The organism is Magnetospirillum fulvum, from assembly GCF_900108475.1.
GTDB classification, from domain to species: Bacteria; Pseudomonadota; Alphaproteobacteria; order Rhodospirillales; family Magnetospirillaceae; genus Phaeospirillum; species Phaeospirillum fulvum_A.
Window position 1 is genome coordinate 123,816 of record NZ_FNWO01000004.1, and the last position, 23,282, is coordinate 147,097.

Below are 23,282 nucleotides of genomic sequence, written 5' to 3' on the forward strand. Positions count from 1 at the left end.
GCCCGTCGGCGACGGATGACGCGGGCGGGCCGGGCCGCTATCTTGCGATCATCATCGTGACCGCAAGGGAGTGCCAAGATGGGTTTGAGGTTCCGTAAAATTCTGAAGATCGCTCCCGGCCTGTGGATCAATCTCAGCAAGAGCGGCGGCAGCCTGTCGGTTGGTGGCAAGGGCGCGACCCTGAATATCGGCCGCGACGGTGTCCGCAGCACGCTGGGCGTACCCGGCAGCGGATTGTCCTATTCCGACCGGATTTCGCTGCGGCGGGGGGCGGCGCGGCCGTCGGCGATCTCGATCGCGATCTTCGTTCTTGCCCTCGGACTGGCCGCGGCGACGCTGTTCTTCAAATAGAGCCGACCCGGAATGATCCGGTTCCGGATCGTTCCGGGTCGGTATCATTTCGCCTGGGATTCAGGCCAGCAGGTCCAGCCGCGACGACGCGGTTTCCGCCGCCGCCGCCTGTCGCGCTGCTTCGGTGCGGCGGGCCTCACGGGCGCGCTCCAACGCCTGTTCCAGCCAGTCGCGGACCGAATCGCGGGACGAGGTCCGGGCGCTTCCCGACCCGCTGGTGGTGGTGGTGAAGCCGACGCTGGTGGCACTTCCGGCATAGGGGATGCCATCGACGGACGGGTTCTTGTCGCTGAGCGAGAACACCATTCCGGTCATCTGAATCTGGGTTGTCCCGGTGCCGTCGGGCGAGCGGATCTGGACGGTCGGGCTTTCCAGTTCGCGACGCATCAGCCCCATCACCTTGGCGCGATAGGTCGGGTCCGAAGCCATCTTCGCCAGGTTGTTGTCGTCGATGTAGAGCAGCGACTTGCCCTTGACCACATCGGACGGTTCGCTGGAAACCAGGGTGTAAGCGGGAAACTCTTCCTTCAACATCGCGACCATCTGATCGGTCGTCAGTGTCTTGGATTCGTCGGCGGCGAAGCGGGCGGCATAGGATTCGGTGTAACGCTGCCCGGCCTGGACGATCGCCTGGGTCATCTGGTCGATCGAGCCATAGATCGTTCCGGACAGGCTCTGCTGAGCGGCGGAGGCGCTGCGACCGGACAGGGCGGTGGAGGAAAAGGGGGATGAGGCAATTTGCATCGGAATCTCCCGTCTTCAATTCTGAAGGGATGGGGTGTCCTCGGTCTTGACGCACTCAGGCCCGGACCATTCAAGTCCGTTCCCGAGGGTCGTGATGCAAACATATCACATTGGTGGTGTCAAAGTGTCCAAATTCGCGCGTAGCGCACCCGCGTCGATCCGGTTCGGACGAGCCCTCAATCGACCAGCAAGATGACGTGGCTGGCCTTGATCAGCGCCCAGGCGGGCTGGCCCGGAGCCAGGGCCAGTTCCTCGGCGCCGTCGCGGGTGATCACCGCCGTCAGCGAGCGTCCGCCGCCGACCTCCAGGGTGATTTCGGTGCTGACCGGCCCGTCCTCGCGGCTGACGACGGTGCCCTTGATCCGGTTGCGGGCCGACACCGATGGGCAGGTTTCGCCTGCGGCCAGGATTACGAACGATGCCTTGATCAGCGCCATCACCTCGCGACCGACCGCCAGCCCGAGATCCTCGACGCTTTCGCGCGTCACCACGGCGGTCAGCGGAGTCGAATCGGTCAGGGCCAATACGATCTCGGTGCTGACCGTTCCGGGACGGATCTCCTCGACCCGGCAGCGATAGGCATTGCGGGCACTGGTCTTCATGCCAAGACTCCACAGCAGGGTGAAGGGATCGGTCAGTCCGCCGACCGCGCCGGTCGCCAGCATCTCGGCCGCCAGCGACAATTTGTCTTCGAGCAGGCGGAAGGCGACGATCAGCGCCTCGCCATCCTCGGTCAGGGTGGCGCCCCCGCCCTTGCGGCCGCCGGTGCGCCCGACCACCGCCGGACGCGGCATCAGATTGTTGACGGCGTCCAGCGCATCCCAGGCCGCCTTGTAGCTGAGCCCGACCGCCTGCGCCGCCTTGGTGATGCTGCCATGGGTGCCGACCGCTTGCAGCAGGGCGATGCGGTCGCGCCCAACCAGCGAGCGGCGTCCGCCCCCCAGGGACAGCAGGGCTTCGACTTTGCCTTCGCTCACCGGACCCCCTCCGTTCGTCATGGGCTCCGACTATATGACGGCGGGGCGGCGAATGCATCCGTCAATCGCGGCGGCCCGTCTTGGCCTGCGAATGCAGTTCGCAAACGATGCGAGTCCGGATCGTTCCGAAAGCGATATGAAACTTACCGCTCGATCCGGCCATCGACCAGATGAATCCGGCGGTCGGCGGTGTGGGCCAGCGCGCTGTCGTGGGTTACCACCACCACGCTGCGGCCCTGGGTGTGGGCGAGATCGCGAAAGATGTCGAACACCAGGGCGGCGGTGCGCGAATCCAGGTTGCCGGTCGGCTCGTCGGCGAGGATCAGCGGGGGATCGTTGGCCAGCGCACGGGCGATGGCGACCCGCTGGCGCTGACCGCCCGAGAGCTGCTCGGGCAGCTTGTCGCGATGGTCGCCCAGCTCCAACTGCTCCAGCAGTTCAGAGGCGCGGCGGCGGGCGGCGGCGCGGCCAAGCCGACCCAGCTTGCGGATTGGAATCTCGACATTGGCGAGGCAGGAAAATTCCGGCAACAGGAAGTGGAACTGGAACACAAAGCCGATCCGGGCCAGCCGCAGGTCGGCCAGCCGGTCGGGGCTGGACCCGGCGGTGTCCTCCCCCGCCAGCAACACCGTCCCGGCGGTGGGGCGGTCGAGCAGCCCCAGCAGATAGAGCAGCGAGGATTTGCCCGATCCCGACGGGCCGGTGACGGCAACGAATTCGCCCGGCGCAATCGTGAGGTCGATGTCGCGGACCAGGGTCACCGGCACCGGTCCGGGCAACTCACGGGTCAGGGCGCGCGCCTCCAGCGCCAGAGCGGGGGAGGGGTCGCTCATCATCCAGCCCCCCGGACGATATCGACCGGGTTCAGGCGGCTGGCGCGGCGGGCGGGCAGCCATGCCGCCAGTGCCGCCGACAGCACCGCCATCCCGCCGCTGATCAGATAATGGCGGGGCGAGCGGAACAGCACGAAGCCCTGGGCCTTGACGAAGCCCTCCATCTCGAATTTCAGCGAGGCCATGAACTCGATCAGCATCCAGCCGATCAGCCAGCCGATCAGGGTGCCGACCACGCCGACGATCAGCCCCTCCATCACGAACACCAGCCGGACGTCGCTGTCGCGAAAGCCCATCGACTTCATGATGCCGATGTCGCGGGTCTTTTCGAACACGACGGTCGAGATCACGTTGAAGATGCCAAAGCAGGCGACGATCAGGATCGCGCTGACGGTCGGATACATGATCGCGTTCTGAATCACGTAGATGCTGAGCACGTTGCGCGACTGCTCCTGCCACGGTTCGGCGCGATAGCCGAACTGCCGCTCGATCCGGCCAGCCAGCGGCCCGGCCTGTTCGACGTCGTCCAAGCGGATTTTCAGCCGGTTGATGACGTTGGGGCGGTTTTGCAGCACCTGCGCCTTTTTCAGCAGGACATAGGTGTCGAAATTGTCGAGCACGGTGATGCCGCTCGAAAACAGCGCGACCACCTTCATCTTCATCATCACCCCGGCGGGCGAGACGACATTGATCAGATCGTCCTTGCGGATGCCCGCCTTCTTCGCCACCCCTTCGCCCAGGATGATCGCGTTCGAGGTGGTGTAGAGCGAATCGAGCGTCCCCGACAGCAAGTCCTTCTCGATATGAGTGACCTTGCGTTCCTGGTCGGGGGTGATCCCGATGATGTTGACCGAAATGTCCTTGCCGCCGAAATGGATCAGCCCGTTGCCCGATAAAGCCGGGGCCACATGCAGGCCGGGGGTCTCCTCCAGCGTCGCCAGCATGTTGCGGGCTCCGCGCAGGCCTCTTGTCTCCTCGCGCGGCTTCAGGCTGTGCAGCAGCACCGCGCCGTCGGGATAGGCCCGTTCGACCGGCTGGCGCGGCGGCTGGCGCACATCGTCCATCACGATGATATGGGGCTGGATGTCGATGATCCGCGAGATGAAATCGCGCTGGAAGCCCTGGAGCATCGCCGAGATCGCGATAAAGAACGCGACGCCCAGCGTCACCCCCAGCAGCGACACCAGGGTCTGGCGGCGGCGGTGGAGCAGGTGCCGAAGCGCGATGTCGAGCGCGAGCGGCAGTGCCATCCTATTTGGCCCGGACCCGGTCGCCCGCTTTCAGTCCGGGCGGCGGCGCGGCGACGACGACATCGTCGGGGCCAAGCCCGCTTGCGATCTCGACGACGGTGCGGCCGCGAATGCCCAGCGTGACCGGGCGCAGCCGGGCCTCGCCATTCTCGATCGTCATCACCTTGCCGTCGAGCAGGGCGGTGGCGGGCAGCAATTGGGCGCCGGTCCTTTCGGCGACGATGATGTTGATCTCGGTGGTCATCCCGATCAGCAACGGGCTGTCATCGGGCAGGATCACCCGGACGCGAAAGGTCTTGTTGATCGGATCGCCCTTCGGCGTGATGCGATCGACCCGCGCTTCCAGCACCCGGTCGATGAAGGCGTCGGCCTTGATCAGCACCTTCTGCCCGACATGGACGCGGGCGATGTCTTCCTCATCGACCTCGGCGGTGATCCGGAGCGGTTTGGGCGCGCCGACCCAGAACAGCGCATCCTTGATTTCGGCCAGTTCGCCGATTTCGCCGTCGCGGCGCAGCACGATGCCGTCGATCGGCGCGGTGACCATCAGGTCGGAGCGGCGCTGGCGGGCGGCGTTGATCGTTGCCACCACCTGTTCGTACTCGCTGCGCGATTTCTGGGCGGATTCACGCGGGCGGATGCCGCTGTTGGCCAGACTGGCGGCGCGCTCCATCTCTTCGCGCCAATAGGCGGCCTTGGCCTCCAGTTCGGCGATCTTGGCCCGCGCCTCGCGGTCGTCGAGCCGGGCCAGCGGCTGGCCCTCGCGCACCCGGTCGCCCTCGCGCACCAGGATTTCGGCGATCCGTCCCGGCATCACCGGGGCGATCCGCGCCCACTTTTCCGGCTCGACCGTGCCGGTGGCATAGATCGCCTCGACCGCCGGTCCCTGGCGCAAGCGGACGGTTTCGACCTCGGTGCCGCCGCCCTGCTGCCATGCCCAGGCCCCGCCGCCCGCCAGGGCAAGCAGCAGCAGAAGCGCGGGCAGGCGTGACAGGATGCGGCGCGACATCAGGACTCCAATTGTATCGCTGGGCCAAATTGGCCCCGCTATTGCCCCTCGCCGGGCGCCCGCCTCCGCGGGCTTGGCCGCCGCCGCAATGGCGGCTTGAGACCGGCGAAAGGGATCGCCGGTCTCATAGAAACGCGACCCTATCCGGCCAGTTCGGCGAGGATCTGGCCGATCCCGTCCCAGGCCCGGTGCAACTCTTCGTCGCTGAGGCAGTAAGGGGGCAGAAGGTAAAGCACATTGCCCAGCGGCCGCAACAGAAGCCCACGATCGAATGCGGCGGCCTTTAGGCGCGGGCCGATTGCCGCGCCATAGCCGCTGCCGCCGCTGCCCCCGACATCGAACGCGGCGATGGTGCCGCACAGCCGGGTCCGGGAGATATCGGCGCGGGTGGCGAGATCGTCAAGCCGGGCGCGGTGTATTGCCTCGATCGCGGCCCGCCGCGCGCTGCACGCGTCGCTTAACAGCAGGTCGAGCGAGGCCAGACCGGCGGCGCAGCCCAGCGGGTTGGCGGTGTAGGAATGGCCGTGCAGGAAGGCGCGGTCGAGATCGGGGCCGAGAAACTCGCGATAGATTTCTTCGCGCGCCACCGTCAGCGCCATCGCCAGGAACCCGCCGGTCAGCCCCTTCGACAGGCAGACCAGATCGGGGACGATCCCGGCTTTCTGACAGGCGAAGATCGGTCCGGTGCGGCCAAAGCCGGTCATTACTTCGTCGAAGATCAGCAACGCGCCCTCGGCCCGGACCCGTTCGGCCAGCGCGGCCAGGAAGGCGGGGCGGCACATCCGCATCCCGCCCGCGCCCTGGATCAACGGTTCGATCAGCACCGCCGCGACCCGGCCGGGCTTGGCCGCGAACAGCCGGTCGAGCGCGTCCAGCGATGCGGCTTCCTTGGCCGCGACGGCGTCATCGCCGTCCCAGGTGGCGGGAAACGGCACCGTCTCGACCGGGAACAGCATTCCCTTCCAGGCGGAGAAGAAGCCCGACGAATGCCCGGCCGACATCGCGCCGACGGTGTCGCCGTGATAGCCGCCCTCGAAGCCGACGAACAGGTCGCGACCGGCAATGCCGCGATTGCTCCAGAATTGCAGCGACAGCTTCATCGCCACCTCGACGGCGGTCGAGCCGTCATCGGAATAGAACACCCGGTCGAGATCGCCGGGCAGCAAGGCCGCGACGCGGGCCGCCAGCTCCGCCGCCGGGGCGTGGGTGAAATCGGCGAAGATCACCTGTTCCATCGTCGCCGCCTGCTGCGCGATCGCGGCGGCGATGGCGGGATGGCCGTGGCCGTGCAGATTGACCCACCACGACGACACCAGATCGAGATAGGTCCGTCCGTCGGCGGCGGTGATCGAAGCACCCTTGGCCGACGCGGCCAGGATCGGCGGGCGGGCGGCGGCGGCCTGGGTGAAGGGATGCCAGACGTGACGGGCGTCAAGCGCCAGAAGCTGTTCGGGACTCATCGGCTGCACCTCGGGGGGACGGGATCAGGATGGACAGGCAAAGGCGGGCGGCGGCAGGCTTTCCAGCATCGCCCGGGTCACGGCGGGCAGCGGCTGAATCTCGGCCAGCACCGGGACGCCGCCGAAATGCTCGATCGCCTGACGGTTGGCCGGGTTGCGCTGGCCGTTCATCACGACGCCGAGCAGCGGAATCCGCCGCCGCCGCAACACTTCGAGCGTCAGCAAGGTGTGGTTGATCGTGCCCAGGCCAGAGCGGGCCACCACCAGCACCGGCAGGCCGAGCCGGGCGATCAGATCGGCCATCAGCGCGGTTTCGTTGATCGGCACCATCGCGCCGCCAGCCCCTTCAATCACCAGCGGCTTGTCGGTTTCGGGCAGAACCAGCGCCGACAGATCGATCCGGCGCCGTTCCCGCCGTGCCGCCTCGTGCGGCGATAGCGGAGCCTGCAACTCGATCGCCGAGGGGATGATCTCGACCGAAGGCGCCATCCGCGCCACCCAGGCGGGGTCGGTGCCCTCGGTCATCCCGGACTGGATCGGCTTCCAATAGGCGGCCTGCCAGCCCCGCGCCAGCCAGGCCGAGACCAGGGTCTTGCCGATGCCGGTATCGGTGCCGGTGACGAACACGCCGCGTGTCATGATGGAATCCCGTTTCTGGTAAAGCTCACAGTATGAATCGTCCAACTGATCGGGCAGGGGGCACCCAGCCGGGCGATCACCCGGCGCAATTGTCCGGGCGACAGCGGCCGGTGGCCGGGACGCGGCACCGCCGCCCCCAACGTCGCCAGGGTGCGGGCAAAGCTCAGCCCGTCGGGGTGGGTCTCGATCACTGTCTCGCTGTCGATCCTCCCCACCCCGCCCGACGGCAGGATCGCCCGCAACGTCTCGGCATCGGGGAAGGCGGGGGTTCCCGGCTCCAACCCCAGGGCGCGGTGGGCGTCTTGCCATTCGACAAAGCTGCCCGCGCCGGGCAGGGTCAGCACCAAGCGCCCGCCCGGAGCCAGAAGCCGGGCCAGACCGGCCAGGGCGTGGGGCAGATCGGAAAACCATTGTGCCGCCAGCGACGAGACGATCAACCCGACCGAACCCTCGGCCAGGGTCGGCGCTTCGGCGTCCATCGCGGCGAAGTCGAGGCGGGGATCGGCCCCCAACGCGGCCTGGGCGCGGGCGACCATCGCCGGGCTGAGATCGGTGGCAAGAATCTCGGCCTCGTCCCCCAGAACCGCCCGCAGATGGCGAGTCAGCAGGCCGGTGCCGCAGCCGACTTCCAGCACGCTGGCGCCTTTGGGCAGCGGGGGCAGGGCGGCCAGCCGGGCCGCCAGCCGTTCGGCAATTCGCTCCTGGAATCCGGCGGCGGTGTCGTAGCCAGAGGCAGCGGCGGAAAAAGCCTGTAAAATCCGCTGTTTGCGGGAGGTCATTGCAAGCGGGCCGCAAACTGCCTGAGATGGGTGGCGACCCAATCGGGATGGGTCAGCGGCAACAGATGCCCGCCGCGTTCGGCCAGGATCAGCTCGTGGGCGGCAAAGACGGCGCGGCTCATCGATTCCGGCACGATCACATCGGCGGTTCCGGCCAGCGCCATCACCGGGCAATCGAGCGCGGCCAGCGCCGGGCGCTCGTCGCAGGTGGCCAGCCAGTCCAGCGCCTCGCCCAGCGGCCCCGGCTGCAATCCCGACAGATCGGCGTCGGCGATGCCGCAGCGATTGAGGAATTCGGCGGTGACGGCGTGGGGTTCCTCGCCAAAGCGGGTCTGCATCCGCCCGACCATCCGGGGCGACACGCCGTCGACAAAGGCGGCGGAGCGGGTGAAGCAGGGAAAGGCATTGACCGCCAGCACTCCGGCCCACGGGCGCGGCACGTTGGCCAAGGCCCAGGCCAGCCCCATCGAATGGGCCACCACCAGCGGGCGGCGCAGCGAGGGACGATCGGGACGGCCGCTGAAGCCGAGATCGACGCTGCGCACCGGGAAATCGGTCAGACGGTCGCGCAGAGGTTCCCAGAACCCGGCATCGAAGGCCCAGCCATGAACGAACAGCAGGGGAATCAAATCGTCTCCTCCACGGCCTGGGGCACCAGCGCGATCAAGCGGTCGATATCGGCGTCGGAATGAACCGCCGACAAGGCGAAACGGATCCGGCTGGTCCCCGGCGGTACCGTTGGCGGCCGGATCGCGATGCCCAGCACGCCGTTTTCTTCCAGCCGGGCGGCGACCCGCAAGGTGCGGTGCTCGTCGCCGAGAATCACCGGAACGATCTGGCTGGCCGAGGGTCCGGTGTCAAGCCCGGCCTCGGCGAACCCGGCGCGCAGGCGGGCGGCGTTGCGGGCCAGCCGCGCCCGTGCCTCGCCCATCGTCGGCACCAAATCAAGGGCGGCGTCGATCGCGCCCAGCACCGGCGGCGGCAGCGCGGTGGCATAGATCAGCCCCGAGGCGCGGTTGACCAGATAGTCGCGCAGCACCGCCGAACAGCCGACATAGGCTCCGAACGATCCCATCCCCTTCGAGAAGGTGCCCATCGCCAAATCAATCCCAAGGCCGGGGGTGAGGCCAAAACCGGTCTCGCCCATCACGCCGGTGGCGTGGGCCTCGTCGAGATAAAGCAAGGCGTTCCACTTGCGCGCCAGGGCGGCCAGCGCGGCGGCGTCGATCACGTCGCCATCCATGCTGAACACGGTTTCCGAGACGATTACCTTTGGCCCCGGCCGGTCGGCCGACTTCTCCAGCAATTCTTCGAGATGGCCGAGATCGTCATGGCGATAACGCTGGGCTCGTCCGCCCGCTAGGGTCAGCCCGGCATGCAGGCTGGCATGGATCAGTCGGTCGGCGAACACCACCGGCTCGGCCCCCCACAGGCTGCGGTCGAGCAGGGCCGGCAGCACCGAGGCGTTGGTCTGCCAGCCGCTGACCAGCACCATCGCCGCTTCGGAGCCCTTGGCCCGCGCGATCTTGGCCTCGACCGCCTCGTAGGCGGCGAGATGGCCGGTGACCAGCCGCGAGGCTCCCGACCCGGTGCCGTATTCGGCGGCCCACTGCCGGGATCGTTCGATCAAGACCGGGTGGCGCGACAGGCCCAGATAATCGTTCGAGGAGAAATCGATCAGCTCGCGGCCGCGCCGCCGGATTCGGCCGTTCTCCAGCCGTTCGACCGGGTTGAGGGTGCGTTTGCGCCCGGCGGACTGAAGCCCGGCCAATGCGCCCGCGAGAATGTCGTCCAATTCCTGCATCGCCGGTGGTCATAGAGGGTTTTCTCGCCTGTTGCAAAGCCCTCATGCGCCGCTCTACAGTTCGCCCCCCGTGAGACATGGAATAAGGTGATCGTCGTGACCCTCCAAGCAATGCAAACGGCACCGGCGGCGACGGGCGGCGATACGGTCCGCCACGACTGGACGGTCGAAGAGGTCGAGGCCCTGTTCGCGCTTCCCTTCAACGATCTGCTGTTCCAGGCGCAGACCGTCCACCGCGCTCATTTCGACCCGAACCGGATTCAGATCAGCAGCCTGCTGTCGATCAAGACCGGGGCCTGTCCCGAGGATTGCACCTATTGCGCCCAAAGCGCCCACCACAACACCGACCTTGAGCGCGAAAAGCTGCTGGCGGTCGAAGAGGTGATCGCGGCGGCGGCGAAGGCCAAGGCCGATGGAGCCTCGCGCTTCTGTATGGGCGCGGCGTGGCGCGGCCCGCACGGCGACGATTTCAAGGTCGCGCTGACGATGATCGAAGGGGTCAAGGCGCTGGGGCTCGAAACCTGCGCCAGCTTTGGCGTGCTGTCGCGCGAGCAGGCCCGCCAGTTGAAGGAGTCCGGTCTCGATTATTACAACCACAATATCGACACCAGCCCCGAGCATTATAAAGAGATCGTCACCACCCGGACCTTCGAGGACCGGCTGGAGACGCTGGAACATGTTCACGATGCCGGGCTGCATGTCTGTTCCGGCGGTATCGTCGGATTGGGCGAAAGCCAGACCGACCGCGCCAGCATGCTGGTGACGCTGGCCAACCTGCCGCACCAGCCCGACAGCGTGCCGATCAATTTGTTGATTCCGATCCCCGGCACCCCGCTGGCCGACAAGGCGGTCGAACGGCCCGATCCGTTCGATTTCATCCGGGTGATCGCGGTCGCCCGCCTGATGATGCCGAAATCCTATGTCCGCCTCTCGGCGGGCCGCGAGGGGATGAGCCCCGAGATGCAGGCGCTGTGCTTCTTCGCCGGTGCCAATTCGGTGTTCTGCGGGTATAAATTGCTGACCGCGAAGAACGCCGCGCCCGGCCAGGATCGCGGCCTGTTCGACCGTCTTGGCCTGTCGCCGATGTAGGCCAAAAAGACCGGCCTGTCCCTGTTGACAGGCCGGGTCGCTTTCCGTATTGTCCCGACCCTCCGGTCGCGCACCCCGGTGACGCCGTTTCGGGCGACCATTCGTTGTTTAGGAAATCTGAGCCATGAAGATCCGCAACTCGCTGAAGTCGGCCAAGCTGCGCGACAAGAACTGCCGTGTCGTTCGTCGCAAGGGCCGCGTCTATATCATCAACAAGACCAACCCGCGCTTCAAGGCTCGCCAGGGCTAAGGTCTTCGCGCCTGCCGGCTTCGCGCCGGCCGACAGCCGCCGCGCTTCCCATGGAAGCGCGGTTTTTGTCGTTTATGACCTTTGTTCGTTCCGCCGAATCGTCCGCTCTGGACGCACATGCCCCCTGTCATGTATACGGAATAGATGAATATGTGTGCAGTCCGGCGACAAGATCGGACGCACCCGGTCGCGGGCAGAACTCGCGGCCAACCAACAGGGAAGCGTACAGGATGAGCGAGTCCAAACGACCGGCGACGCGGGCGGAGGAAATCCGTCAGGCGATCGAGGGGGATATCTTTCAAGGTCGGCTGCGTCCCGGCTCGCGGCTGGACGAAGAGGGGCTGGCCGCCCGCTTCGGCCTGTCGCGAACACCGGTGCGCGAGGCGATCTTGCAACTGGTTCATTCCGGGCTGGTTGAAAAAAAGCCGCATCAAGGCGCGGTGGTCGCGCCGCTCGACCTGCACCGAATGGTGCAGATGTTCGAGGTGATGAGCGAGATCGAGGGATTGTGCGCCCGCTTCGCCGCCCGGCGGATGTCGGCCGAGGAAAAAGACCATCTGGCCGCGCTGCACGCCCAGGCCCAGGCCCTGGCCGCGGCGGGTGATCTCGACAGCTATTACGCGGTCAACCGCGTCTTTCATGACGCGATCCACGATGGCAGCCACAACGAAATCCTGCGCGAGATGACCCATTCTCTGTTCGCGCGGCTGGCGCCTTATCGCCGCTATCAACTGAACCATCCCGGCCGGGTCGCGGCCAGCATGACCGAGCACAAGGCGATCCTGGCCGCGATCACCTCGTCCGATCCCGATGCCGCCCAGGCGGCGATGCGCCGTCACGTCACCATCCAGGCCGATATCTTTGCCGAGTTCGTCTCGATCATGACTTAAAAAACTGTGTGTCCAGATACCCCAATATCGGATACAGCCCCATCCAGAGCGACGACAGGGAGACCCGTTCCGTGACTGAAACCACGCTTCGCTTCGAACGTCTGGGCCGGATTGGCCGCATTGTTCTCGACCGGCCCAAGGCGTTGAACGCCCTGACCCTGGAACAGGTCCACGCGATGCATCCGCACCTGGACCTTTGGGCCGCCGATCCGGACGTCGCCCTGGTGGTGATCGAGGGCGCGGGCGAGCGGGCGTTCTGCGCCGGGGGCGACATCAAGCGGTTGTATAGCGCCGCTATCGGGGGCGAGTCCGATTATCTCACCGCCTTTTACCGCGACGAATACCGTTTCAACCGCCGCATCAAGACCCTGCCCAAGCCCTATGTCGCCCTGATCGACGGGATCACGATGGGCGGCGGGGTCGGGGTCTCGGTCCATGGCCGCTACCGTGTCGCCACCGAACGCACCCTGTTCGCGATGCCGGAAACCGGGATCGGCTTTTATCCCGATGTCGGGGCCAGCTTCATGCTGTCCCGCCTGCCCGGCGCGATCGGGCGCTATCTCGGCATGACCGGGGCCAGGCTGGGTCCGGCCGATACCCTGCATGTCGGGATCGCCACCCATTACGTTGACAGCGGCAAGATCGAATCGTTGCGCGCCGCGCTGGCCGGGGCCGAGAGTGACGCGGACGTCGCCGCGATCCTGGCCCGCTTTTCCAGCGATCCCGGCCCGACCGCGCTGGATGGCGAGCGCGCCCTGATCGACCGCTGCTTTGCTCATGACCGTCTCGACGACGTGCTGGCGGCGCTGGACGCCGAGACCGACCCGTTCGCCGCCGAGACCCTGGCGGTTCTGCGGCGGCACTCGCCGCTGCTGGTGGCGATCACCTTCGAGATGATCCGCCGCGCCGCGTCGTTGTCGTTCGATGAGTGCCTGCGGATGGAATACCGCTTGTCCCAGGTGGTGGCGCGCGCGCCCGATTTCGCCGAAGGCGTCCGCGCCTTGCTGATCGACCGCGATAATCGCCCGGCCTGGAATCCGGCGACGCTGGCCGACGTCACGCCCTCCCAAGTTCTCGCCCCGTTCGAGACGGTTCCGGCGGCGGGCGATCTGACATTTTAGGGCTTTTGTCTTCGGGTGGGGCCGTCCTGTGCAAACGCGACGGTCCCATGTCGAGAGAGTGGTTTCCCGCAGGGCCCCGCTGGCCGCAGTATAAAGCGTCCACCGGGGTCGCGAGAGAAACCGGATATGTCCCTTGTCCTTCCCATCCTGTTTGCCCTGATCGCGGCGATCGGCAACGCCGTGTTCGCATTTGCCCAGAAGCAGGCCTCTGGCCCCACCAACGGGTTGCTGTTCGTCGGGTTGAGTGCCTTCGTCGCGGTGGTGTTATCGCTGATCGGCGCGCCGCTTCTCGGTCGTTTTGATCTCGCTTCGATGATCAAAACCGACCTGCGCCCGATTGTGATCGGTGGAATCGGGCTGTTTCTGACCTATCTCGGCTTCAATCTGCTTTATACCCGGTTCGGCGCCTCGGCCTATGTGCTGTATGCCGCTTTATCGATTTTAACGACCACTCTGGTCGTTGGCGGGTTGATCTTGAAGGAACCGATGAATATTTACCACGGTGCGGCAATCGTTCTGGCCGTGGCGGCGGTGGTGTTGTTCTCGTTGGGGCAGGCGCGGTCCTAACCCCACAAGAGGATGGTGTTGCCAACAAAATCAGTTGACCCTGTTGAGAATGCGGAGCAGAAGCCTTCTCGCGGCAGTGGAGCATCGAGTATCATGCGGACGGAAACAGAGATGGCGATGAGTGCGGGGGTGTCTCTCGGCGCGCTGCGCAAAGGCGCACAGGCGGAGATCATTGCACTCGATGAATCCGCCGCGGTCACCACCCTCGATGTCGGCGAACTGGAACGTCGCCTGATCGAAATGGGACTGGTCGAGGGTGCCCGGATCGAGATCCTTCACGAAGGCTTTCCCCGCCGCGATCCGATCGCGGTCCTGGTCGGCGACAGCACCATCGCGCTGCGCCGGGCCGAGGCCAATGCGGTGATGGTGCGGCGGTTGAAGGATTAAGGGGGATGCCCAAAGACGACGGTATTTCCATCCGCCCGGCCGGGCCGCCCCGCATCGCCCTGGTCGGCAATCCCAATTGTGGCAAAACCGCTCTGTTCAACGCCCTGACCGGGGCGCGGCAGAAGGTCGCTAATTACGCCGGGGTCACCGTCGAGCGCAAGGAGGGGCTGTTCGTCAGTCCCGGCGGCACCCGCGTGAAAGTGATCGACCTGCCCGGCACCTATAGTCTGCGTGCCCGCTCGCCCGACGAGGAGGTAACCCGCGACGTCGTCTTGGGGCGGCGCGCCGATGAAGAGGTGCCCGAGGCGATTGTCTGCGTCGTCGATGCCACCCGGCTGCGGCTCAATCTGCGGCTGGTGCTGGAGATGAAGAAGCTGGGCCGCCCGGTGATCCTCGCCCTTAACATGATGGACGAGGCGGAAAGCCAGGGTATCGCCGTCGATGCTGCCGAATTGTCGGCGGCGCTGGGGATGCCGGTGGTGCCGACGGTGGCGATCCGCAAGGACGGCATTCAGCCGCTGCTCGACCAGATCGACCGCACCCTTCAGGTTGCCAAAAGCGAAGGGTTGGCTCCGAAAAGCGCGCCGTGCGGCTGGTCCGAGCCCAGTGCCCGCGATCTGCGCGATTACCATGTCGAGGTCGAGACGATTCTGGCCCAGGCGGTTGGGCGTCCCTCGCGGCCCCACCTCGCCACCCGCCGCATCGACCGCGTGTTGCTCCAGCCCGCCGCCGGTCTGGCGATTCTGCTGATGCTGCTGTTCCTGATGTTCCAGGCGGTGTTTTCGTGGGCGCGGCTGCCGATGGAACTGATCGACGGCGGCCTGTCGGCGGTCAAGGCCGCGATTGATGCCGGGATGGCCGACGGCCCGCTGAAAAGCCTGATCACCGACGGTATTATCGGCGGCGTCGGCAGCGTGGTGATCTTCCTGCCCCAGATTCTGGTGCTGTTCCTGTTCATCCAGATTCTCGAGGATTCGGGCTATATGGCCCGCGCCGCCTTCCTGCTCGACAAGATGATGGGGGGCGTCGGCCTGCATGGGCGTGCCTTCATCCCGCTGCTGTCCAGCTTTGCCTGCGCCGTGCCGGGGATCATGGCGGCCCGCACGATCGAAAACCGCACCGACCGCATTGCCACCATCATGATCGCGCCGCTGATGACCTGTTCGGCCCGGTTGCCGGTCTATACCCTGATTATCGCCGCCTTTATCCCGCAGCGGCAGGTGCTGGGCGGCTGGGTCGGTCTGCCCGGTCTGGTGCTGTTCGCGCTGTATGCCGCCGGAATCCTGTCCGGGCTGTTGATCGCCTTCATCTTGAAGCGGACGGTGCTGACCGGCGCGCGCGAGCCGTTGCTGATGGAGCTTCCGGCCTATCGCCTGCCGCGTCCGCGCAATGTGCTGCTGGGCCTGTACGAACGGGCGCGGGCGTTCCTGGTCCGCGCCGGTACGACGATCTTTGCCCTGATGGTGGTGATTTGGGCGCTGGCCAGCTTCCCCGCCGCACCCGAAGGCGCGACCCTGCCCGCGATTGATTATTCTGTTGCCGGAATGATCGGCCATTTCCTCGAACCGCTGCTGGCCCCGATCGGTTTTAATTGGGAGATCGCGGTGGCGCTGGTGCCCGGCATGGCGGCGCGCGAAGTCGCGGTCGGCGTGCTAGGCACCGTCTATGCGCTGAGCGACAGCGGCGACGCGATGCGTCATTCGCTGGCCGGGCTGCTGGCCCATTCCTGGAGCCTGCCGACCGCCTTGTCCTTCCTGACCTGGTATGTCTTCGCGCCCCAATGCATCGCCACCTTGAGCGTGGTGCGGCGCGAGTTGAATTCCTATTGGTGGCCGACGGCGATGTTCTTCGGCCTGACCAGTCTGGCCTATGGGGCGTCGTTCGCCACCTTCCGTGTCGCCACCGCGTTGATCGGGGAGTAGGCGCGATGGAACAGACGATTCTGGTCGGTCTTGTCGTCGCCGCCGCCGCCGGTTGGATCGGCTGGCGGATATGCCGCTGGGCCTCGGCCCTGCTCGGGCGCAAGCGCGCGGGCGGCTGTCCCGGCTGCGGTGGTTGTGGCGGCGGTTCCTCCGTGCCCGAGAAACGGCATACGTCTTAAATCAGGTTAGGGAATGCCGCCCGCCGTTGGGATCGGTGACGGTGTTGCTGTCTTCGTCCCAATAATCCGGGCCGACCGGCACCTTGCCGAAACCACCGGGGATATCCAACACATAGGTCGGCAGGGCGATGCCGCTGAGACGGCCGCGCAGGCTCCGCATCAAGGCGCGGCCCTCGGCCAGGGTGGGGCGGAAATGGCTGGTGCCGGGGGCAAGGTCGGGGTGGTGCAGGTAATAGGGCCGCACCCGCCGCCGCACCAGGGCGCGAAACAGCGCCTCCAGCGTTGCGGCCTCGTCGTTGACTCCCTTCAACAGCACTGTCTGGGCCAGCAACGGCAGTCCGGCATCGGCCAGCCGGGCCAGGGCGGCATCCGTCGCGGCGGCCAGTTCGCGGGCGTGGTTGACCTGAATTGCCAGCCATACCGAAAAATTGGCCCCGGGTGGCGGTGTCAGTGCTGCGACCATCGCCGCATCAATCCGGGCGGGCTCGACCACCGGCAGGCGGGTGTGAACGCGCACCACGTCGAGATGGGCAATCTGGCTCAGCGCCGCCAGCAAGTCCCCGATCCGGCGCGGCCCCAGCATCAGCGGATCACCGCCGGTGATCACCACCTCGCGCAGTTCGGGCCGGGCGGCGACATAGGCCAAAGCGGATTCGATCTCGGCCGGGCTCATCGCGGCGGCTCCGTCGCCGACCCGGGTGCGGCGGAAGCAGAAGCGGCAATGGGCGGCGCAGGTCAGGATCGGGGTCAACAGCACCCGGTCGGGGTAGCGGTGGACGATCCCGGTCTGCGGGCTGTAGGTTTGGTCGCCGATCGGATCGGCGCGATCTTCGGGGCGGATGTCCAGTTCCTCGGCCCCGGGGATGAACTGACGGGCGATCGGGTCGGCGGGATCGGTGGGATCGATCAGCGCCGCCAGCCCGCGCGGCAGCAGCAGCGGAAACGAAGCCGCCGCCGCTTCGATCGCGGCCAGGGCGGCGGACTCGATCAGACCGGCTGCGACCAGGTCGGCCGGGCGGCGATAGGGGGGATGGAACTGGGACATCGGGACGGGATAGGGGAAAAGATGAGCGCAGGCAAGATCGGGGTGGGGGAACAATGGTGGCGGCCCGAGCGGTTTGCAGTCCGCCGCGAGCGGCTGGAGACCCGGGCCAGGATCGTCGCGGCGGTACGGGCCTTCTTCGCCGTGCGCGGTTTTGCCGAGGTCGAAACCCCCTGTCTTCAAGCCTCGCCGGGGATGGAACCGCATCTGAAATGGTTCTCCACCGCTCTGACCGATCCCTATGGTGGCCCGGACCGGACGATGAGCCTGCACACCAGCCCCGAATTCGCGATGAAAAAGCTGCTGGTGGCGGGGATGCCGAAAATCTACCAATTGGCGCGGGTGTTCCGCAATGCCGAGCGGTCGGACACCCATCATCCCGAATTCACCATGCTGGAATGGTATCGAACCGACGTGCCGCTGGAGGCGCTGATGGACGATACCGAAACGCTGGTCGCCTCCTGCGCCGAGGCGGCGGGGGTGACCCGTCTGTCGCGCCGGGGGCGCTCGTGCGATCCGTTCCAGCCGTGGCGGCGGCTGTCGGTGGCCCAGGCGTTCCGCGATTATGCCGGGATCGACCTGCTGGCCACCGCGCCCGATCCGTTGCAGCCGCAGCGCGAGCTGATCGCCGCCGAAGCGGCGCGGATCGGGGTGTCGGTCAGCCCGTCCGACCGCTGGGACGATATCGTCTTTCGGATCATGATGGACCGGATCGAGCCGCATCTGGGCTTTGACGCCCCGGTGTTCCTCCATTCCTGGCCGCTGTCGATGGCGGCGCTGGCGCGGCCCTTAGGTGCCGATAACCGCGTCGCCGAGCGGTTCGAGGCTTATGCGCTGGGGGTCGAACTGGCCAACGCGTTTGGCGAACTGACCGACGCCGCCGAACAGCGCCGCCGCTTTGCCGAGGATCAGGCGTTGGCGCAAGCGCTCTATGGGGCCGCTCCGCCCGCCGACGAAGATTTCCTTGCCGCGCTGGAGTTCGGAATGCCGGACTCGGCGGGGATTGCGCTTGGCTTCGACCGGCTGGTGATGCTGCTGACCGGAGCGGAGCGGATCGACGACGTGTTGTGGGCCCCGGTCGGGTAAGAAGCGCAGCGAAAGCCAAGCGACCGGAGGTCGCGCCGGCGATTGAGGCTGTGAAGACCCGCGGAGCGGATCGACGACGTGTTGTGGGCCCCGGTCGGGTAAGAAGCGCAGCGACTGGCGCATTGAGCGCCCGGCGAAGGGGGGCAGCCGTTTGTACCGGCCCGATCGACATCTTTTCTTGACAGGGGAGGGGGCGATCCCGTTCCTTCGCGGTTCCTAAGGAATCCGAGGGGAGTTAGCAGATTATGACTCGTGCGTTCGTCTTTCCCGGCCAGGGCTCGCAGGCCGTCGGCATGGGCCGTGAGTTGGCCGAAGCCTTTCCGGTGGCCCGTCAGGTGTTCGAGGAAGTTGACGACGCCTTGTCACAAAAGCTGTCGGTGTTGATGGCCGAGGGGCCGGAAGCCGATCTGACTCTGACCGAAAACGCCCAGCCCGCTCTGATGGCGGTGTCGCTGGCGGTGGTCCGCGTGCTGGAAAGCGAAGGCGGGCTGGATCTGGCCCAGGCCGCCGCGTTCGTCGCCGGTCATTCGCTGGGTGAATATTCGGCGCTGGCCGCCGCCGGAACCTTCTCGATCGCCGATACCGCCCGTCTGCTGAAGATTCGCGGTCAGGCGATGCAGAAAGCGGTGCCGGTCGGTGTCGGCGCGATGGCCGCCCTGCTGGGGGCCGAACTGGAGCTGGCGCACGAGATCGCCGCCGCCGCCGCCGAGGGCGAAGTGTGCGAGGCCGCCAACGATAATGGCGGGGCTCAGGTGGTGGTGTCCGGTCACAAGGGCGCGGTCGAGCGGGCGATGAAGATCGCGGGCGAGCGCGGGGTGAAGCGGGCGGTGCTGCTGCCGGTATCGGCTCCGTTCCATTGTTCGCTGATGCAGCCCGCCGCCGATGCGATGGAAGAGGCGCTGGCGAATGTCGCGATGGCCGCCCCCAAGGTGCCGCTGGTCGCCAACGTCACCGCAGGGAAGGTCACCGCGCCCGACGAAATCCGCGATCTGCTGGTCCGTCAGGTCACCGGAACGGTGCGCTGGCGCGAAAGCGTGCTGTTCATGAAGGCCCAGGGGGTGACCGCGCTGGTCGAACTGGGCTCGGGCAAGGTGCTGGGCGGACTGGCCCGGCGCATTGACAAGGAACTGACCGGCAGCTCGGTGGGGACTCCCGCCGACGTCGAAGCGTTCCTGAAGTCTCTGTAAACCGATCGGAAGAAGAGGGGGGAGTCCGATGTTCGATCTTTCCGGAAAGACCGCGCTGGTGACCGGCGCGTCGGGCGGTATCGGCGGCGCGATCGCCCGCGCCCTGCATGCCCAGGGCGCGGTGGTCGGCCTGCATGGCACTCGGCGCGAGGCGCTCGACACGCTGGCGGCGGAGTTGGGCGAGCGGGTGCACGTCCTGCCCGCCAACCTGTCGGATTCGGCGGCGGTCGAGCAATTGGCCAAGGATGCCGAGGCGGCGCTGGGCGCGATCGACATCCTGGTCAACAATGCCGGTCTGACCCGCGACGGTCTGGTGCTGCGGATGAAGGACGAGGATTGGCAGACGGTGCTGGACGTCAACCTTACCGCCGCCTTCCGCCTGTGCCGCGCCGCGATCAAGGGGCAGATGAAGCGTCGTTCCGGCCGGATCATCAACATAACCTCGATCGTCGGCGTCACCGGCAATCCGGGGCAGGTGAACTATGCCGCCTCGAAGGCCGGTCTGATCGGGATGAGCAAGTCGCTGGCCCAGGAAGTCGCCAGCCGGGGCATCACCGTCAATTGCGTCGCTCCGGGCTTCATTACCTCGGCGATGACCGACGCGCTGAACGACGATCAGAAGGGCAAGCTGTTGACCGGCATTCCGGCCGGGCGGATGGGCAGCGTCGAGGAAATCGCCGCCGCCGTGGTCTATCTCGCCTCGGCCGAAGCCGCCTATGTCACCGGTCAGACCCTTCACGTCAACGGCGGGATGGCGATGATCTGATCTAGGCCACGATAGAGGGGCGCCGAGGCTGGTCAAGGGTGGAAAAGTGTGCTAGGAACGGGCACTTTTCGCCTGACAGGGGGATGCGCCTCCTCGGCGCATAAGCCGGTTTTCCAACGGACAAGACTTTTGAGGGATCACACATGAGTGACGTGGCCGAACGGGTTAAGAAGATTGTCGTCGAGCATCTGGGCGTCGAAGAGTCCAAGGTGACCGAGAACGCCAGCTTCATCGACGACCTGGGCGCCGACAGCCTCGACACCGTCGAGCTGGTGATGGCTTTCGAGGAGGAATTCTCGGTCGAGATTCCGGACGATGCGGCTGAGAAGATTCTGACGGTGAAGGACGCGATCGACTTCATCAGCAAGAATTCCTGATCCGGACTCCGGGCGCCGACCGCCGCTCTTTCGGGGGCGGCGCCCTTATCCTTTTTCCGTGACTTCCGAAAGCCAGGGTTTCATGAGACGTGTCGTCGTCACCGGCCTCGGCCTCGTCACTCCGCTGGGCAGCGGAGTGAAGACCAACTGGGAACGGCTCCTTGCCTCCCAGTCCGGTATCCGCCGTGTCGAGAGCTTTGATGTCTCCGATCTGCCCGCTCAGATCGCCGGGGTCGTGCCGAGAGGCACCAATCCAGGCGAACTCGACCTCGATTCCGTGGCTTCGGCCAAGGATCGTCGGCGCATGGACGATTTCATCGTCTATGGCCTCGCCGCCGCGACCGAGGCGGTTCTCGATTCGGGCTGGTTGCCCGAAGACGAAGAATCGCGCGAACGCACCGGCGTGATGATCGGTTCCGGTATTGGCGGTCTGCCCAATATCGCCGATGGCGCCCTGACGCTTGAAAAGTCCGGCCCGCGCCGGATCAGCCCGTTCTTCATTCCCGCCGCCCTGATCAATCTGGTCTCGGGCCATGTCTCGATCCGCTACGGCTTCAAAGGGCCGAACCATGCGGTTGTGACGGCCTGTGCCACCGGCGCGCACGCCATCGGCGACGCCGCCCGGATGATCATGTTCGACGACGCCGACGTGATGGTCGCGGGTGGCGCAGAAGCGGCGGTGCATCGTCTGGGGCTGGCTGGCTTCGCCGCCGCCAAGGCGCTGTGCACCTCCTACAACGACCGCCCGACCGAGGCCTCCCGTCCGTGGGATCGCGATCGTGACGGCTTCGTGATGGGCGAAGGCGCCGGCGTCGTCGTGCTGGAGGAACTGGAGCACGCCAGAAAGCGCGGCGCCAAGATCTACGGCGAAATCATCGGCTACGGCATGTCGGGTGATGCCTATCACATCACCGCCCCGGCCGACGACGGCAACGGCGCCGTGCGCGCGATGAAGGCCGCGCTGAAGCGCACCGGTCTGCCGCTCGAGGAGATCGACTACATCAACGCCCACGGCACCGCGACGATGGGCGACACCATCGAACTCGGAGCGGTCAAGCGGGTGTTCGGCGATCACGCCTACAAGCTCAGCATGTCCTCGACCAAATCGGCGGTCGGGCATCTGCTGGGCGCGGCCGGTGCGGTCGAAGCGATCTTCTCGCTGCTGGCGATCCGCGATCAGATCGTGCCGCCGACGCTGAACCTGCATAACCCGTCCGATGGCTGCGACATCGATCTGGTGCCGCTGAAGGCCAAGGAACGCAAGGTTGACGTCGTTCTGTCGAATTCGTTCGGCTTTGGCGGCACCAACGCCTCGCTGGTGTTCCGCAAGGCTCCGTGACCGGGGCTGCGGGGTCGCTGATCGAGACTTAAAGACAAGGCCTCCGCATCGTCGCGGGGGCCTTCGTCGCTTTTGGGGGTCGGAATGAAGGCCAAAGCGTTTGCGGTTCTGCTGGTGCTGGGGTTGCTTGGCGGCGTGCTGGCGTGGCAGGGGCATGTCGCCTTCACCGGCCCTGGTCCGTCTTCGTCTCCGGTGACGATGATCGTTCCCAAGGGGGCCGGGACCGAGGCGACCGCCGCCTTGCTTGAACAGGCCGGGGTGATCTCGGACCGCTATGTCTTCATCATCGGTTCCAAGTTGCGCCGGGTCACCTTGAAGGCGGGCGAATACGCCTTTCCCGCCCGGGTGTCGGCCGAGGAGGCGATGCGGATCATCGCCGATGGGCGGGTGGTGATCCACAAACTGACGGTGGCCGAGGGGCTGACGGTGCGTCAGGTCGCCGCTTTGGTCGAACAGGCCGATTTCCTGTCCGGGCCGATTACCCGGTCGCTGGCCGAGGGCTGGCTGCTGCCCGAGACGTGGCACGCCGTCCGCGACGAACCGCGTGACGAGGTGTTGGCGCGGATGGAAAAGGCGATGCGGCGCAATCTCGACACGCTGTGGGCCGGGCGCGATCTCCGCGTCGCCCTGCGCGGGCCGGACGAGGCATTGATCCTGGCCTCGGTCGTCGAGCGCGAGACCGCGATTGCGGCGGAACGGCCCCGGATCGCCGCCGTGTTCTATAACCGGATGGCGCGGGGGATGCGGCTGCAATCCGATCCCACCGTGATCTATGGCGTCTCGGACGGGTTGGGCGTGCTTGATCGCCCGTTGACCCGCGCCGATCTCAACACACCGCATCCGTGGAACACCTATGCGATCGACGGATTGCCGCGCACCCCGATTGCCAATCCGGGACGAGCCTCGCTGGAAGCGGTGTTGCACCCCGCCCGCACCGACGAACTGTACTTCGTTGCCGATGGCAGCGGCGGCCATGCCTTCGCCGCGACGCTGGACGAGCACAATGCCAACGTCGCCCGCTGGCGTCAGATCGAACGCAGCCGAAACGCAGCAGCACCATGATTTTTGTCATATATTCTATGTGGAACATTGTGACGGAAATATCCTGAATAGTCTTTTGCGATCACGGCCCCTGCGGGGGCCGTTTTGTTTTTTTGTGTATCCTATTATTATTGCTGAGGTGATCGTCAATTCGATCCTGTAATTTAATTATTATTGACGCGTTATCGTCTCC

General features: G+C 66.2%; 26 protein-coding genes. 15 read left to right on the top strand and 11 right to left on the bottom strand.

What is annotated here, in order from left to right; all coding sequences use genetic code 11:
- The first annotated feature begins 78 nt into the window (after positions 1-78).
- Positions 79-351, top strand: coding sequence for a DUF4236 domain-containing protein (locus BLW40_RS06180; RefSeq protein WP_021130896.1), 273 nt, complete (start codon positions 79-81; stop codon positions 349-351).
- A 60-nt stretch (positions 352-411) separates the two neighbouring features.
- Here BLW40_RS06180 and BLW40_RS17610 read toward each other — a convergent pair whose 3' ends face one another.
- From BLW40_RS17610 to BLW40_RS06230, 10 genes are all read right to left on the bottom strand, one after another.
- On the bottom strand, positions 412-1,095 hold the full coding sequence (locus BLW40_RS17610; RefSeq protein ID WP_074766605.1) for a hypothetical protein: 684 nt from the start codon (positions 1,093-1,095) through the stop codon (positions 412-414).
- Between the two features lie 176 nt (positions 1,096-1,271).
- Positions 1,272-2,072: a TOBE domain-containing protein gene (locus tag BLW40_RS06190; RefSeq protein ID WP_083386674.1), complete on the bottom strand. Its 801-nt coding sequence runs from the start codon at positions 2,070-2,072 to the stop codon at positions 1,272-1,274.
- A gap of 143 nt (positions 2,073-2,215) precedes the next feature.
- Complete coding sequence (locus BLW40_RS06195; protein ID WP_074766607.1) at positions 2,216-2,905, bottom strand: ABC transporter ATP-binding protein; 690 nt, start codon at positions 2,903-2,905, stop codon at positions 2,216-2,218.
- Positions 2,905-4,155, bottom strand: coding sequence for an ABC transporter permease (locus tag BLW40_RS06200; protein ID WP_074766608.1), 1,251 nt, complete (start codon positions 4,153-4,155; stop codon positions 2,905-2,907). The genes BLW40_RS06195 and BLW40_RS06200 overlap by 1 nt, the downstream gene beginning before the upstream one ends.
- 1 nt (position 4,156) lies before the next feature.
- Complete coding sequence (locus BLW40_RS06205) at positions 4,157-5,164, bottom strand: efflux RND transporter periplasmic adaptor subunit (RefSeq protein ID WP_074766609.1); 1,008 nt, start codon at positions 5,162-5,164, stop codon at positions 4,157-4,159.
- A 140-nt stretch (positions 5,165-5,304) separates the two neighbouring features.
- Entirely contained in the window at positions 5,305-6,624 is a 1,320-nt protein-coding gene (locus BLW40_RS06210) for an adenosylmethionine--8-amino-7-oxononanoate transaminase (protein ID WP_074766610.1), read from the bottom strand.
- Between the two features lie 24 nt (positions 6,625-6,648).
- A complete protein-coding gene (gene bioD, locus BLW40_RS06215; protein ID WP_074766611.1) occupies positions 6,649-7,263 on the bottom strand; it encodes a dethiobiotin synthase in 615 nt (204 codons plus the stop codon).
- Positions 7,260-8,042, bottom strand: coding sequence for a methyltransferase domain-containing protein (locus BLW40_RS06220; protein WP_074766613.1), 783 nt, complete (start codon positions 8,040-8,042; stop codon positions 7,260-7,262). Before BLW40_RS06220 ends, bioD begins: the two co-directional genes overlap by 4 nt.
- Positions 8,039-8,671 carry an alpha/beta fold hydrolase gene (locus BLW40_RS06225; protein WP_021130905.1) on the bottom strand — a complete coding sequence of 211 codons (633 nt, stop codon included), beginning with the start codon at positions 8,669-8,671 and terminating at the stop codon, positions 8,039-8,041. Before BLW40_RS06225 ends, BLW40_RS06220 begins: the two co-directional genes overlap by 4 nt.
- Complete coding sequence (locus BLW40_RS06230; protein ID WP_074766614.1) at positions 8,668-9,846, bottom strand: aminotransferase class I/II-fold pyridoxal phosphate-dependent enzyme; 1,179 nt, start codon at positions 9,844-9,846, stop codon at positions 8,668-8,670. Before BLW40_RS06230 ends, BLW40_RS06225 begins: the two co-directional genes overlap by 4 nt.
- A gap of 96 nt (positions 9,847-9,942) precedes the next feature.
- On the opposite strand from BLW40_RS06230, the gene bioB reads away from it, so the two are divergent.
- The 8 genes from bioB to BLW40_RS17615 all read left to right on the top strand — a co-directional run bounded on the left by bioB (position 9,943) and on the right by BLW40_RS17615 (position 16,251).
- Positions 9,943-10,935 carry a biotin synthase BioB gene (gene bioB / locus BLW40_RS06235; RefSeq protein ID WP_083386675.1) on the top strand — a complete coding sequence of 331 codons (993 nt, stop codon included), beginning with the start codon at positions 9,943-9,945 and terminating at the stop codon, positions 10,933-10,935.
- 124 nt (positions 10,936-11,059) lie between these two features.
- Positions 11,060-11,185: a type B 50S ribosomal protein L36 gene (gene ykgO / locus BLW40_RS06240; RefSeq protein ID WP_021130908.1), complete on the top strand. Its 126-nt coding sequence runs from the start codon at positions 11,060-11,062 to the stop codon at positions 11,183-11,185.
- Positions 11,186-11,415: 230 nt separating this feature from the next.
- Positions 11,416-12,075 (top strand): GntR family transcriptional regulator, encoded by a 660-nt coding sequence (locus BLW40_RS06245; protein WP_074766619.1) that lies wholly within the window; start codon positions 11,416-11,418, stop codon positions 12,073-12,075.
- Positions 12,076-12,146: 71 nt separating this feature from the next.
- The gene (locus tag BLW40_RS06250) at positions 12,147-13,196 is read left to right on the top strand and encodes an enoyl-CoA hydratase/isomerase family protein (RefSeq protein WP_074766621.1); all 1,050 of its coding nucleotides are present in this window, start codon (positions 12,147-12,149) and stop codon (positions 13,194-13,196) included.
- Positions 13,197-13,322: 126 nt separating this feature from the next.
- Positions 13,323-13,763 (top strand): EamA family transporter, encoded by a 441-nt coding sequence (locus tag BLW40_RS06255; RefSeq protein WP_074766622.1) that lies wholly within the window; start codon positions 13,323-13,325, stop codon positions 13,761-13,763.
- Positions 13,764-13,856: 93 nt separating this feature from the next.
- The gene (locus BLW40_RS06260; RefSeq protein ID WP_074766624.1) at positions 13,857-14,150 is read left to right on the top strand and encodes a FeoA family protein; all 294 of its coding nucleotides are present in this window, start codon (positions 13,857-13,859) and stop codon (positions 14,148-14,150) included.
- Between the two features lie 5 nt (positions 14,151-14,155).
- Positions 14,156-16,072: a ferrous iron transport protein B gene (gene feoB, locus BLW40_RS06265; RefSeq protein ID WP_074766626.1), complete on the top strand. Its 1,917-nt coding sequence runs from the start codon at positions 14,156-14,158 to the stop codon at positions 16,070-16,072.
- A gap of 5 nt (positions 16,073-16,077) precedes the next feature.
- Positions 16,078-16,251, top strand: coding sequence for a hypothetical protein (locus BLW40_RS17615; protein ID WP_170834537.1), 174 nt, complete (start codon positions 16,078-16,080; stop codon positions 16,249-16,251).
- Between the two features lies 1 nt (position 16,252).
- Here BLW40_RS17615 and BLW40_RS06270 read toward each other — a convergent pair whose 3' ends face one another.
- Positions 16,253-17,296, bottom strand: a complete 1,044-nt coding sequence (locus BLW40_RS06270; protein ID WP_074766628.1) for a lysine-2,3-aminomutase-like protein — start codon at positions 17,294-17,296, stop codon at positions 16,253-16,255.
- A 21-nt stretch (positions 17,297-17,317) separates the two neighbouring features.
- Between BLW40_RS06270 and epmA the strand changes: the two genes are divergently transcribed.
- The 6 genes from epmA to mltG all read left to right on the top strand — a co-directional run bounded on the left by epmA (position 17,318) and on the right by mltG (position 23,110).
- Positions 17,318-18,379: an EF-P lysine aminoacylase EpmA gene (epmA, locus tag BLW40_RS06275; protein WP_074766629.1), complete on the top strand. Its 1,062-nt coding sequence runs from the start codon at positions 17,318-17,320 to the stop codon at positions 18,377-18,379.
- A 245-nt stretch (positions 18,380-18,624) separates the two neighbouring features.
- The gene (fabD, locus tag BLW40_RS06280; protein ID WP_074766631.1) at positions 18,625-19,566 is read left to right on the top strand and encodes an ACP S-malonyltransferase; all 942 of its coding nucleotides are present in this window, start codon (positions 18,625-18,627) and stop codon (positions 19,564-19,566) included.
- A gap of 28 nt (positions 19,567-19,594) precedes the next feature.
- Entirely contained in the window at positions 19,595-20,332 is a 738-nt protein-coding gene (fabG, locus tag BLW40_RS06285) for a 3-oxoacyl-[acyl-carrier-protein] reductase (RefSeq protein ID WP_074766633.1), read from the top strand.
- 143 nt (positions 20,333-20,475) lie between these two features.
- Positions 20,476-20,709, top strand: coding sequence for an acyl carrier protein (locus BLW40_RS06290; RefSeq protein ID WP_002728310.1), 234 nt, complete (start codon positions 20,476-20,478; stop codon positions 20,707-20,709).
- An 82-nt stretch (positions 20,710-20,791) separates the two neighbouring features.
- Positions 20,792-22,048, top strand: a complete 1,257-nt coding sequence (gene fabF / locus BLW40_RS06295) for a beta-ketoacyl-ACP synthase II (protein WP_074766635.1) — start codon at positions 20,792-20,794, stop codon at positions 22,046-22,048.
- Positions 22,049-22,132: 84 nt separating this feature from the next.
- The gene (mltG, locus tag BLW40_RS06300) at positions 22,133-23,110 is read left to right on the top strand and encodes an endolytic transglycosylase MltG (RefSeq protein ID WP_074766636.1); all 978 of its coding nucleotides are present in this window, start codon (positions 22,133-22,135) and stop codon (positions 23,108-23,110) included.
- The last annotated feature ends 172 nt before the right edge of the window (positions 23,111-23,282 follow it).

Bases quoted from the DNA above. Each gene is read 5' to 3' on its own strand.
- feoB (WP_074766626.1), top strand. From the start codon at position 14,156: ATGCCCAAAGACGACGGTATTTCCATCCGCCCGGCCGGGCCGCCCCGC.
- BLW40_RS17615 (WP_170834537.1), top strand. From the start codon at position 16,078: ATGGAACAGACGATTCTGGTCGGTCTTGTCGTCGCCGCCGCCGCCGGT.
- ykgO (WP_021130908.1), top strand. From the start codon at position 11,060: ATGAAGATCCGCAACTCGCTGAAGTCGGCCAAGCTGCGCGACAAGAAC.
- mltG (WP_074766636.1), top strand. From the start codon at position 22,133: ATGAAGGCCAAAGCGTTTGCGGTTCTGCTGGTGCTGGGGTTGCTTGGC.
- fabF (WP_074766635.1), top strand. From the start codon at position 20,792: ATGAGACGTGTCGTCGTCACCGGCCTCGGCCTCGTCACTCCGCTGGGC.
- BLW40_RS06220 (WP_074766613.1), bottom strand. From the start codon at position 8,042: ATGACCTCCCGCAAACAGCGGATTTTACAGGCTTTTTCCGCCGCTGCC.
- BLW40_RS06195 (WP_074766607.1), bottom strand. From the start codon at position 2,905: ATGAGCGACCCCTCCCCCGCTCTGGCGCTGGAGGCGCGCGCCCTGACC.
- bioD (WP_074766611.1), bottom strand. From the start codon at position 7,263: ATGACACGCGGCGTGTTCGTCACCGGCACCGATACCGGCATCGGCAAG.
- fabD (WP_074766631.1), top strand. From the start codon at position 18,625: ATGACTCGTGCGTTCGTCTTTCCCGGCCAGGGCTCGCAGGCCGTCGGC.
- BLW40_RS06255 (WP_074766622.1), top strand. From the start codon at position 13,323: ATGTCCCTTGTCCTTCCCATCCTGTTTGCCCTGATCGCGGCGATCGGC.
- BLW40_RS06270 (WP_074766628.1), bottom strand. From the start codon at position 17,296: ATGTCCCAGTTCCATCCCCCCTATCGCCGCCCGGCCGACCTGGTCGCA.
- BLW40_RS06205 (WP_074766609.1), bottom strand. From the start codon at position 5,164: ATGTCGCGCCGCATCCTGTCACGCCTGCCCGCGCTTCTGCTGCTGCTT.
- epmA (WP_074766629.1), top strand. From the start codon at position 17,318: ATGAGCGCAGGCAAGATCGGGGTGGGGGAACAATGGTGGCGGCCCGAG.
- BLW40_RS06200 (WP_074766608.1), bottom strand. From the start codon at position 4,155: ATGGCACTGCCGCTCGCGCTCGACATCGCGCTTCGGCACCTGCTCCAC.
- BLW40_RS06210 (WP_074766610.1), bottom strand. From the start codon at position 6,624: ATGAGTCCCGAACAGCTTCTGGCGCTTGACGCCCGTCACGTCTGGCAT.
- BLW40_RS06230 (WP_074766614.1), bottom strand. From the start codon at position 9,846: ATGCAGGAATTGGACGACATTCTCGCGGGCGCATTGGCCGGGCTTCAG.
- BLW40_RS06245 (WP_074766619.1), top strand. From the start codon at position 11,416: ATGAGCGAGTCCAAACGACCGGCGACGCGGGCGGAGGAAATCCGTCAG.
- BLW40_RS17610 (WP_074766605.1), bottom strand. From the start codon at position 1,095: ATGCAAATTGCCTCATCCCCCTTTTCCTCCACCGCCCTGTCCGGTCGC.
- fabG (WP_074766633.1), top strand. From the start codon at position 19,595: ATGTTCGATCTTTCCGGAAAGACCGCGCTGGTGACCGGCGCGTCGGGC.
- BLW40_RS06290 (WP_002728310.1), top strand. From the start codon at position 20,476: ATGAGTGACGTGGCCGAACGGGTTAAGAAGATTGTCGTCGAGCATCTG.
- BLW40_RS06260 (WP_074766624.1), top strand. From the start codon at position 13,857: ATGCGGACGGAAACAGAGATGGCGATGAGTGCGGGGGTGTCTCTCGGC.
- BLW40_RS06180 (WP_021130896.1), top strand. From the start codon at position 79: ATGGGTTTGAGGTTCCGTAAAATTCTGAAGATCGCTCCCGGCCTGTGG.